The following is an 11,446-nucleotide window of genomic DNA, read 5'->3' on the forward strand; positions in this document are numbered from 1 at the left end:
TTTTTGAGCCTTTTAGAGAAAGTACGCCATGCCCGTCTCGATGAAGAGGCACATGAAGCACTCGAAGAACTCGTAAAACCGCTAAATGAGGATATGTCTACGATGACACTGCTGTTTGGGAAAAACATCAGTGCCCAAAATCATAACCGTTCTCAGTTGGAGCATCTAAATGGAGAAATCATACAGGTCGAAACGTATGTGACGATTCATGATAAAAAGATGCAGGAGCGTGATGTCGAGCGCTTTATGGTTGAGAGCCGTATTGAGTCGATGCTAGCCTTTAAAGTCGGTGCACCGATCCTCTTTACCCGTAATGCATGGAATTATTATAATGGTGAGCGAGGAATGATTACTTCTATCGAAGAAGGTCTGATTTGGGTTAAAAAAGCGGATGGTGTAAGTGTGAAAATAGAACGCGTTGACACGATCAAAACGAGGTGGATAGAAAAAGGAAAGAGCGTGAGTGAAGAGAAACTAATCACCCTCAGTCAGTTTCCCATCACCCTCGCATTTGCGATCACAATCCATAAATCGCAGGGGATGAGCTTGGCGGATTACGTCATTGAGACCAATGAAATATTCGCCCCGTCTCAGTTTTACGTTGCATTATCGCGATCAGTCTCTGCCCATCGTGTGACATTGATTAAACCTCATAGAGGTTGGGCAAAACTCTGTTTTGTTCATCCCAAGGCGAAACGATTTATTGATTTGATGTAAACGCCGCTCTGATGATAACATGGTGCGAAAACATCGTGCTAAACACCGCCGCGAGAAGTGCTACCGCTACCATCATGTACATGACGGCGAGCTGATACGAGATCGCTTGGAGCGGATCGGCTCCCGCGAGGAGCATCCCCGTCGTGATACCGGGGATATGGATAATTCCCACTGTTTGGAGCATATTGAGTGTCGGAATCATAGAGGCTTTGACGGATGCTTTGGACGCAAAACTAAGCGCCTCTTTGAGGGGTGCTCCGAGTGCTATCATCCCCTCAATCGTCTCTATTGTATTTTTAACTTCTGCACGGAATCGCTCGGTGCTTTGGGTGTAGACGTTGAGGGCATTTCCGATAATCATCCCCCCGATAGGGATCATCTCATGGGGAACCATGTGGATCACTCCGAACGCCATCATCGACAAAAAAACGATCCCCGACGAAGCTCCGAGAGTAAAAAAAGCGATTTTAAAACTATGTTCACCTAATGGGGAGCGTTTTTTGGCGGTATAGGCACCGAAAGTTACCATCCCTAGCAGTACAAAAAAGAGTAGAGCGGGGTGTTTCATCTGAAAGAGATAAACGAGAGCGTATCCGAGGAGTCCGAGCTGAACCATCGCAAGTATTGAATTGATGAGGATCATTTTTTCCATGCCGAGCTGTTCACGGCGAGAATACCAGAGTGCAAAGATGATGAGTAGGTATGAGGCTAAAAAAGAGTATTGCATAAAGGAAGAATAGAGAGTTTTGGATTAAAAGCGGCTTCCCCGAAAGGGGAAAAGAAAAGATTAAAGGCTGTCAGAGTGAGCGGCGAGATATTCAGCAACACCCTCAGTGCTCGCTTTCATACCTGCATCACCTTTTGCCCAACCTGCAGGACAAACTTCACCGTGCTCGTTAGTGAACAACATCGCATCGATCATACGGAGCATCTCATCGATGTTACGTCCGAGTGGAAGGTCGTTGATAACTGCGTGACGGATTGTTCCGTCTTTGTCGAGCAAAAATGATCCGCGAAGTGCTACAGAATCACCGAGCAATACATCATAGTCACGTGAAATTTGTTTGTTTAGGTCTGCTACGAGTGGGTAACGAACTTGACCGATTCCACCTTGGTTTACCGGAGTGTTTTTCCATGCAAAGTGGCTGAATTGTGAGTCGACCGATACACCGATAACGTTAATTCCGCGTTCTGTAAACGACTCTAAACGGTGATCAAACGCGATAAGCTCAGATGGACATACGAAAGTAAAGTCCAACGGATAGAAAAACAATACGGCACCTTTTTCACCGAGGTTTTCGTAGAGGTTGAAGTTATCAACGATTTGGTTGTTGCCAAGAACGGTAGTAGCGGTAAAGTCAGGAGCTTTTTTAGTAACGAGCATGGGATTTCCTTGTATGGTTTGTGTTAAATGTAGAGAAATTGTAACACACGAAGATTAATTCAACAGAGAGGCATAAAGTTAACCTAAAAATATAAAGGATAATTTTTATTATTTATAGTTTATCTTGTATAGGAACTACCTGCTTTCGATATAATCGTGAAATGATTACTTTTAAAACCCTTTTCTCCATGATGCTCCGCTACAGACGCTCCCTCTTGTGGGGCAATATCATTGCCATACTTGCAACCCTTATTTCGATCCCTATACCTCTTTTAATCCCCCTCATGGTCGATGAGGTACTTCTCAAAAAAGGGGGAAAAATCACCGCTGCGATAGATTGGTTCACCCCTGTTCATGAACCGCTTCTTTACATCGGGATTGTATTGGCGGTGACGATTGCTCTGCGCTTTTTATTTTTTATCCTTAGTGTCGTCTCGCAGAAGTTTTTTATCACCCTTTCTCAGGAGCTGAGTTTTACAATTCGTGTTCGTGCACTGGAGCACCTAAAGCATGTCTCGATGTCGGCGTATGAGCGTCTGGGAAGCGGGAAAGTGATTACCCATCTCATCACCGATATCGATACGATTGAGCAGTTTTTGGGAAGTGCTCTCTCTAAACTCATCGTTTCGGTTGCCACCTTGATCGGGGTTGGGGCAGTGCTTATTTGGATTAATCCGTTGTTTGGCGTTCTCATTATTATTTTTCAACCCCTCATTATGATTGTCACTCGTAAAATATCGGGTCGAGTCGGGGCACTCAAAAAAGAGCAAAATCGCACCATCGGAGAACTGTCCGATACCCTCACGCAGATGTGTGATCTCTTCGGACAGATACGGGCAAGCAATAAAGAGGAGCGTTTTATAGGATCAGCAATCGATCAATCGAAACGGTTACGTCAGAGCGCGAGTGAATACGGTATAAAAGCCTTGATGGGGGAGCGGTATTCGTATACCCTTTTTCTGAGTGGGTTTGAGATTTTTCGTGCACTTGGATTGGTGATGGTTCTCTATTCGGGTCTCTCTATAGGATTGATGTTTGGTATTTTTGGCTATTTGTGGTTTATGATGACCCCAGTGCAGGATTTACTCTCGATGCAGTACAGCTTTGCGAATGCAAAAAATGCTCTCGCACGGTTGAATGAACTTTTATCGCTTCCTACCGAACCGACCTTTTCAAATGCTGAAATAATGATGGATGACTCATGTGCGCTCTCGATTCAAACGGATAATCTTGTTTTCGGATACGATGAAAAAGAACCGGTTTTAAAGGGGCTGAACCTCAATATCGTCGCTGGAAGTACGGTGGCGATCATCGGTGCAAGCGGCAGTGGCAAAAGTACCCTTTCACAACTGTTGGTCGGATTTTATCCGCCGACATCGGGGGATATCCTCTATAACGGTGTTAGTGTAAACGAGATCGGCTTCTCAAAAGTGCGCGATGAAGTGTTTGTCGTTTTGCAGCAGCCGTTGATGTTTAATGACACTCTCCGATTTAACCTCACGATGGGTGATTCGATCCGTGATGAAGCGATACTAGAAGCATTAAACATTGCGCAACTCTCTGAGTTTGTACAGGCGTTGCCTCTTGGGCTGGAAACACAAGTGGGGAAATTCGGTATACGCCTCTCTGGGGGTCAGCGTCAGCGTCTATCGATTGCTCGTATGGTGTTAGCCGATCCGAAGGTGGTTATTTTCGATGAGTCCACTTCGGCGCTCGATGTCCATACTGAAAGTGCTCTGTTTGAAGCGTTGGAAGTGTTTTTGCAGGATAAAACGGTTATTATCATCGCACACCGTCTCAGTACGGTAACGCGCGCTGATTATATTTATGTCCTCGAAAACGGGGTGATTCTCGAAGAGGGGACACGCGAAGATTTAGAAGCCAATGATGGCAGTTATAAGCGTTTTATAAACTCTCAACACGGATAAGGAATACCTATATGCGAGAAAATAACTTTTTACGATGGATTGGAATCGGGGCGTTTATTCTGATTTTATGGCTATTTTCCCCTTTCTTAAAAAGCTTTTTTGTAGCCTTGCTCCTTGCAATGGCGGTTTCTCCAATCTATCAAATCGTTAAGGTCAAAATAGATTCCTATGAGCGGTTTAAACCTTTTGCTTCGGTGACATCGGCTGCTATTGTGACATTGGGGTTAGCCCTTATCTTGTTTGTCCCGATTACCCTGTTTTTATTTCAAGTGCTTGATAATCCTGCCAATACGATGACGCTTATTCACTCCTTTACGAATCAACTCGATTCCCTTAGTAATCATCTCTCCACTTATCTTGCATGGCTAAAAGATCCCCTCGATAGTTTGATCGTACTCTCTAAATTGCATAAAGATGAGATCATAGCCTTTTTAGCGAGCTGGATGGGTAACGGGCTGAAAACCTTTATGGCGATGCTCGGTGAGATGGCGATGATCGTTATTTTCTTTTTCTTTTTGATGTGGTACGGTCGAAGCATTACCCTTTTTCTTCTCCCGATTATCCCTCTAAAACGTGCAACTAAACGAGAATTTTTAGATGAGATGACGACGATGATCGCGGTGGTATTTTATACGCTTATAGGGGTGATGATCGCGCAAGGGTTGGCATTTGGTATTTTTATCGCATTTTTTGATGGCTACAATGCGCTGTTACTCGGCTTTTTAACCGGTATTGCTTCGATTATTCCGGTTGTGGGTACGGCATTGGTATGGATTCCGGTTGTGGCGCATGAGTATTTTCAAGGGAATATGATGAATGTCCTCATCATCTCAATCTACTCGTATGCAATGATGGCATTTTTTATCGATAACATCGTAAAACTGGTTATTCTAAATTTTGTAAACCGTAGCCTCAGTCGCGGAAAACGGCGTATCAATGAATTCGTGATCTTTTTTGCGATAGTGGGAGGATTGGCAACGTTCGGATTCTGGGGAATTATCTTAGGACCGGCGATCGTCGCTTTTGCGGTAACAACGCTGCGTACAATGCGAAAAAGCAATCGTATCATCCTCCCCTAGAGGAGAGGAGAGCGCTTACGCTTTTAGCGTTTGTATCTCTTGGCGAAGGGCATTGAGCTCTTCGGTTAGACGGGCAATCTCATCTTCTTTGATCGCATCATCACTGGGTGTGAATACGGTTGATTGAAATTTATGTGTTAGCCGATCAAGCTGCTCTTTTGCTTTTTCAATCCACTCATGTTGATCAAAATGGAGGTTATCCTCCATGTCATTGATTTTTTCTAAAATCTCATCTTTGTGCTTATACGCATAATACGCAGCAGCGCCGCCGATAGCCGCGCCTAGTACGAAACTAAGTAAATTGTTGTGTTGGTTCATTGTTATTCCTTTATGGGTTGGTTTTTTTCTTGAAAAACTGAGAGAGAACACCGATGACTAATGAACCGATGGTCACTTTTGCGATACCATTAGAGGCTTTAAGCGCTAGTGAGCGTGTTTCCATGTGAAGATAAGATAGTAACTCATGGATTTCATGCAGGGATAGAAGTGATTTTTCACTAATAGCATGTGTTTCAACTTTGAGGTGGGTAACTAACTCACTAACATCATGCAATGTAATAACGGCCTTACTAGCGATAAAACTAAGCTCATTTTGGGCATGAGCTATGAATTCGTGTACTTTGTTCATTGTCTTGATCGAATGCATTCCGATAAAAACAATGACACTTGTGATGATTACCATACATATCGCGATGATCCCGACAAATAAGGTAAGTAGCTGTTGCTCGATCATAATAATTCCTTTCGCGATAATTCCAATTATACACCTCTTTTAGACAATATGGTGAATCAATATTTATTTTCGGTAACTCACTCTTTTTAACTCTACTAAAGTATCTAAAATATATACTTTGTATATTCTATAAATATATAAGGTATATCTATGATACTTACGTTGTCACACCAAAAAGGGGGGGTCGGAAAATCAACCGTTGCATGGAACCTTGCGGTTTATTTTTCGAAAATCATTGATACCCGTATTATTGACCTCGATACACAGCGTTCACTTACCGTTACTAATGCCCTGCGTCAGGAGAATAATCTCTCACCGATACAAATGCTCCATTTCAACACCGCCGAAGAGTTAGCGGAATACGCCCAAAATGATTCCGACGATATCTTAACGATAATCGATTCAGGGGGATTTGACAGTGCTTATAATCGCGTTGCTATCATCGCCTCGGATTTGCTCATTACTCCCGTGAGTGATAAACCATTCGATCTTATGGGCTTGCAAAAATATGAAGAGATCCTCAAAAGCCTCTCGGAGATACAAGGGGAACGTATCAAAACACACGTATTATTTAACAATATCAATCCCTCCATGAAACGATTCGGAGATTTGGTTGAGTTTATCTGTATGTCGGAGCATTTTGAACTGATGGTATCCATACTTCGTCAGCGCGTCGATATCGCCCACTCAGTCGGTGAGGGAAAAAGCATTAAAGAGTATCGGATATTTAGTAAAGCGGATCAAGAGATGGATGAACTTTTCGATGAAGTAAAATCCATTTTAAATATAAAATAAATATCTAAAATATATATAAAGGATATATAATGGCAAAAAAAAGTTTTCTTCAAAATATCGAAAAAGTGAAAAGTTCCGCCGCAATGAGCGAGAGGGAAGAGAGTCTCAAAAATGAGAAAGAGAAAAAAAAGAAACTGATTACGATCCCAACGCAATGGGAAGATAAAATCCGAGAGTATCATGGAGGGACGGTGAGCGCTTATATCCTAATCGCCCTCCAAGAGCGAATGCAACGGGATGGTTTGATCTAAATTATTCTTCGGTAGGCTCCATAGAGTACCAATTTTTTTCATGTTCGGTATTGATCCCTTCTTTGGTGACATGATCGAGTAAGTTTTTAATAACTTGCATTTTCTGAGTCATCGTAGGGGAAGTTAGTGGTTTTGATTTATTGGAATCGGGTTTTGTTGTTTCGTTTAGATTGATCGGCTGAATTGGTATCCATTTTTTTTCTTTGGTTTCTGCGTACAGATTTGTAGCAATGAATACGAATAAAAATAATGGGATAATAAACGTATTCATAAACTCTCCAAAAATGGTTCTAGAGTGAAAGGATATCGAGGGTGAGCTTAATAAGGTTGTGAAAGTTTTAGGAAGCCGTATTCAAACGTAAATGGCACTTGTTTGAGCGTAGTGAGATTGATATAGGGTTTAACGCTTCTTCCGATGTATAGCGAAACATCGGCTCCTTTTTGAAGCAATGCCGGATCGAAACAAAATGTCAATATTTTATTCCTATGAGCGTGCTCCAATAAGAGTGGGAGCATACTATCCTCTGCTTCCATAAGTAAGATAAATCCGTGGGTATTTTTGATTTCCAGTGCTTCTCTCATAGAAATGATAGAGAACGTAAGTGAATAGTCACTAAGTAATCCGCCATATTGCCGTTGAATCATTTCGGATAATAAACGAGCAGATTCTTTATTAGTGGGCGGTGCTACAATCATAAAATTTACTGTTGATTGGATACGTTCTTGGGTCCCTTTTTCCATCAAGGCAACTTTTGGAAATATTTTGGCTCCAATTTGCAATAGTGTTGCATCATATGCTGCACCCCAAAGAAGTAACGGCACGAAAAAGAGAAAAATAATTTTTTTCATTATCGGCTCGAAGGTATGCTTAATGTGAAGAGGGCACCTTCATCAGTATTATGTACACTGAGACTCCCCTCAAAGTGTTGTTCTATGATGACTTTCGACATATAAAGCCCAATGCCGGTACCTTTGTTATGTAACTTGGTTGTGAAGTAAGGTTCAAAAATGCGTTGACTAATCTCAGGTGCGACTCCTCCTCCCGTATCACTGATATCGATGTATAAATGGGAAGTATCGCAACGTAATGTAATTTCGATTTTTCCTTCAGATTGATCTTGTTTGCTTTTAATAGCATCTTGAGCATTATTGACAATATTTAAAATCACTTGTTTGAATTCGTTGATAACACCTAAAATCTCTTGATCGCACATTTTATGTATCTGATATGTGATATTTGCATAGCGCAGTTGCTCGCCAAGAAGTGAGAAAATTTCTTGGATGGGTTGGAGTGGATCGAAATGTAAAGATTCTTTATCCATATTAAAAAAGTTTCGAAAATCATCAATAGTATTGGACATAAAAGCAAGATTATTATTAATAATAGCATTGTTTTTATCAATCTCATCGTCTTCGAGTGAACCAAGCGTACGTTTCATATTGATATTGGTAATCGCTAAACTAATGATATTTAAAGGTTGACGCCATTGATGAGCAATATTTTCAATCATCTCACCCATTGCAGCAAGACGAGACTGGTGAATCAAGAGTTGCTCTTTTTCACGACGCTTTACAATTTCATACTCCACTCGGTTTTCTAACTCATTAGTAATTTGTTCCATTTGACACCGATAGCTATCGATAGATTCGAGCATTTTATTGGCGGAAGAGGTGATCGTCATGATCTCTACGTTTGAGTTATCACTTTTAAACGGTTCAGAGGTTTTATCGATACTGTAATTTCCCATCCAGTTTGATAACAGACGAAGAACAAAAAATTGCTTTCGAAAATACCAATACGTAATAGAAAAAATCATTAGAGCAAACAAGGAAAGAACTAAAAGCTGTAGAAACAGTTTCGATTGAAGATCGCGGACAAAGTTGTTTGAATAATTGATGACAAGCGTAGCCTGAACCTTATGAGTGAAGGTATCGATAACTGGGGTAGAGAAAGTAGTTGTATCCTGTATTTTCGAGTGAGGATAGTGTTGCTCAAAAATAACTTTATGGTTTGCATCGATCAACGAGACATCTAAAATATTAGGGTTTTGAAAAAAGGTACGCATGGTATCGCTGAGCATATCTTGCTGATCGAATGTCAGATAGGTGGAGATAATCGGTTTTAGTGTTTGGGTAACTAGCTCAATTTTAGCGGTTTCACTTTCGTTGAGAACCGAAGAAACATTGATTTGGATAAAGATAAATATAGGAGCAATAACGGCAATATATAGTAGCCAGAATACCCATGCAAATTTACCGATTAGCGAATGTGTCATCATAATCCAATGCGTAGTAACATAATTTAATAATATATAAGTATTGGTTAATATTTGATTAAATTGTACTAGAACTTATAAAGTAAATTAACCCAGAAGGTCTGACCCATATAGGGTACGTCGCTCGTGTTAGGAGGATTTAACGGCATATAGAGAGTTTTTAGTGTATTCCCAAAGAGATTTTTTACACCAAATTCCAAATCAAGATCTTTTGTAATTTCATTAATCTTTTGGGTGATATTCAAATAATCTTGAGCAGGTATAGCGCCATTTGTTGTGAGTACGATGTTGCCATTTATGCCTAGCATATTGTTATTAACTCTATTTTTGCTTCCTGTATAGTGATACCAGAGTGTCGTTGGATAAGAGGTATTACTGTTGATAGTAGCGAATACATTTGCCAAAAAGTTAGCTGATAATGCAAATTCACTGGGATTGTAAATGGAAGTACTGCCACTTCTTGTCAACGTAACTTTTCCTCTGTGTGATTTATAAAATGCCATATTCGCACCAATATTCGCCCACTCATAATTTTTAGTCAACTCCATTTCAAAACCGTTTACGCTTGTCGGGCTTTCAAGATTGATTGTCTCGTAGGTATTGTCATGATAAGAAATCATATTAGAAGTTTTTGTGTTGAAGGCAGTTGTTTTGATCGAGGCATCTTTAGTTTTGAATAAATAAGATAGCTCGAATGTATCAGCAGTTTCTGATTCAAAAGTCTGATCGGGACTTTGATTATTGGGAGAATACTGTTCCGAAAAGCTTGGTGGTCTAAACGCTCTTGAATATTGAGCCTTTAGAATATTAGAATCATCGTATAGATATACAAAGCCTATTCTTGGGGATAATGCATTGCGTCCGTCACTGTAGGTATCATAACGTGCTCCGATAGTTGCTGTGCTTTTCTCATCTAGCTGTATTTCATCTTGAAGGTAGAGTGCTCGGTTGATTCTTTTGGGATCATTAGTGGTTAATAAACTCTGAGTAGCGTTCCATGTTTGTGAAAGGTTATCCTTGTCCACCGAAAGGAAGCCTGTATATATTCCACCTAGGAGTCGATTTGAACCAAGAGTTGTTTCTACGGTTGCTTCAGCATATTTTGTGCTTTCAAGGTAATCGATAGTTCGTATACCGTTATGATTAAACATCAATTCGGCACGATTGGTGTATTGATTGATACCGACTTTCGCGGTTACTGCACTATTTAAAATATCATACTTTCTTTGGAGACCCACCATGGTATAAGTATTGGATTGCAGGGGAGCATCATTATCTGGAGGTATATTGTTCGAAACATCCCATTGCAAACGTGAATAGTCATTTTTGGCTTCTAGACGATATGCCCAGAAATCGAAATTCTTATAGGTAAAATCACTCATAAATAGATTATTGGCATTGGCATTTGGAAGATTGCCATGTTCAGATGGTACCTGTCTTGTAACAGGTAAATCCCAACCATCGTGTTTTTCGGTAGAGACAATAGCCGAGACTTCAAGACCGTTTGTTTCGAATGTTCCAAACGCTCCTATGGCTTTGCCAAATTTGTTGCTTTGGGTTTGAGAAAGGGTTGTAAACAATCCTTTGGATTCTTTTTTAGTAATAATATTGATAACACCATAAATCGCATTACCGCCATAAATCGCCGAGCCAGGTCCTCTGATAATCTCAATACGATCGATTGCATCGGTCGGTATCGGAAAAACGATCTGACCGACACCCATTTTTGGAATTCCCCATAGTTCGGCACTTATAGGCTTATCATTGATCATCCATTTGATTTTATTCCCTTGTGAACCATAAATCGATCCTGCTCCCCTGAGTGAGAGAGTGGAGGAATCAAATCCTACAATCATATCAAAGGCGTTTTGTTCTGCAAGATTGTTGATACCCAGCGATTTTAATTTTTCACCGCTGATGACTGTGACGGTTCCTGGGACGTAATCGGCATTTAATTTAGTTTTGGTTGCAATATAGGTTGCTTCTTCTAAGACTTTATCGAGATCATTACTATTTTCAGCGAAGAGGAATGCTTGTGTGAGCAATAGCGAAAGAGTTAAAACTGATAAATACTTCAATGATGCTCCTTCGCGAAATAGATTTATTAAAGAAGATAATAAATAATAATAGCATAAAAGGTATTGCGAAGGGTTTTATTAAGGCTGTTTCAGTTGTTTTTTGAGTTTTGTTAGAGGGGTTTGTTACAAAAGGTGGTGGCTAATCTCGGAATCGAACCAAGGACACGCAGATTTTCAGTCTACTGCTCTACCGACTGAGCTAATT

Annotated in this window: 12 protein-coding genes and 1 pseudogene; 5 read left to right on the forward strand and 8 right to left on the reverse strand. The window is 40.6% G+C overall.

The genetic code is table 11. The annotated features are described in order from the left end of the window. Positions 1-717 (forward strand): annotated as a pseudogene (locus tag JZU62_RS09435) (ATPase); the annotation flags it as partial. Here the strand turns inward: JZU62_RS09435 and fetB are convergent. Then, positions 701-1,444, reverse strand: a complete 744-nt coding sequence (gene fetB, locus JZU62_RS09440) for an iron export ABC transporter permease subunit FetB (RefSeq protein ID WP_295014178.1) — start codon at positions 1,442-1,444, stop codon at positions 701-703. The pseudogene JZU62_RS09435 and the gene fetB sit on opposite strands and share 17 nt — an antisense overlap. Positions 1,445-1,504: 60 nt before the next feature. Beyond that, entirely contained in the window at positions 1,505-2,101 is a 597-nt protein-coding gene (locus tag JZU62_RS09445; RefSeq protein ID WP_295014180.1) for a peroxiredoxin, read from the reverse strand. Positions 2,102-2,262: 161 nt separating this feature from the next. Here JZU62_RS09445 and JZU62_RS09450 point away from each other — a divergent pair, with 161 nt between their 5' ends. Then, on the forward strand, positions 2,263-4,029 hold the full coding sequence (locus JZU62_RS09450) for an ABC transporter ATP-binding protein (protein ID WP_295014182.1): 1,767 nt from the start codon (positions 2,263-2,265) through the stop codon (positions 4,027-4,029). Positions 4,030-4,040: 11 nt separating this feature from the next. Beyond that, positions 4,041-5,108 (forward strand): AI-2E family transporter, encoded by a 1,068-nt coding sequence (locus JZU62_RS09455; protein ID WP_295014184.1) that lies wholly within the window; start codon positions 4,041-4,043, stop codon positions 5,106-5,108. 15 nt (positions 5,109-5,123) lie between these two features. Here the strand turns inward: JZU62_RS09455 and JZU62_RS09460 are convergent, their stop codons facing one another. Both JZU62_RS09460 and JZU62_RS09465 read right to left on the reverse strand, forming a co-directional pair. Beyond that, a complete protein-coding gene (locus JZU62_RS09460) occupies positions 5,124-5,426 on the reverse strand; it encodes a hypothetical protein (protein ID WP_295014186.1) in 303 nt (100 codons plus the stop codon). A gap of 10 nt (positions 5,427-5,436) precedes the next feature. Further along, positions 5,437-5,841 (reverse strand): hypothetical protein, encoded by a 405-nt coding sequence (locus JZU62_RS09465; protein WP_295014188.1) that lies wholly within the window; start codon positions 5,839-5,841, stop codon positions 5,437-5,439. Between the two features lie 150 nt (positions 5,842-5,991). Between JZU62_RS09465 and JZU62_RS09470 the strand changes: the two genes are divergently transcribed. Next, positions 5,992-6,636, forward strand: a complete 645-nt coding sequence (locus JZU62_RS09470) for a ParA family protein (RefSeq protein ID WP_295014190.1) — start codon at positions 5,992-5,994, stop codon at positions 6,634-6,636. A gap of 29 nt (positions 6,637-6,665) precedes the next feature. After that, positions 6,666-6,887 (forward strand): hypothetical protein, encoded by a 222-nt coding sequence (locus JZU62_RS09475; protein WP_295014192.1) that lies wholly within the window; start codon positions 6,666-6,668, stop codon positions 6,885-6,887. A gap of 1 nt (position 6,888) precedes the next feature. On the opposite strand, the gene JZU62_RS09480 is transcribed toward JZU62_RS09475, so the two are convergent. From JZU62_RS09480 to JZU62_RS09495, 4 genes are all read right to left on the reverse strand, one after another. Beyond that, entirely contained in the window at positions 6,889-7,158 is a 270-nt protein-coding gene (locus JZU62_RS09480) for a hypothetical protein (RefSeq protein ID WP_295014194.1), read from the reverse strand. A gap of 47 nt (positions 7,159-7,205) precedes the next feature. Beyond that, the gene (locus JZU62_RS09485; protein ID WP_295014196.1) at positions 7,206-7,736 is read right to left on the reverse strand and encodes a hypothetical protein; all 531 of its coding nucleotides are present in this window, start codon (positions 7,734-7,736) and stop codon (positions 7,206-7,208) included. Continuing rightward, positions 7,736-9,163, reverse strand: a complete 1,428-nt coding sequence (locus tag JZU62_RS09490; protein WP_295014198.1) for a HAMP domain-containing sensor histidine kinase — start codon at positions 9,161-9,163, stop codon at positions 7,736-7,738. The genes JZU62_RS09485 and JZU62_RS09490 overlap by 1 nt, the downstream gene beginning before the upstream one ends. Positions 9,164-9,231: 68 nt before the next feature. Continuing rightward, positions 9,232-11,241: a TonB-dependent receptor gene (locus JZU62_RS09495; protein ID WP_295014200.1), complete on the reverse strand. Its 2,010-nt coding sequence runs from the start codon at positions 11,239-11,241 to the stop codon at positions 9,232-9,234. Positions 11,242-11,446: the final 205 nt, after the last annotated feature.

Origin of the sequence: Sulfuricurvum sp. (genome assembly GCF_019163035.1) — a bacterium.
Lineage (GTDB): Bacteria > Campylobacterota > Campylobacteria > Campylobacterales > Sulfurimonadaceae > Sulfuricurvum.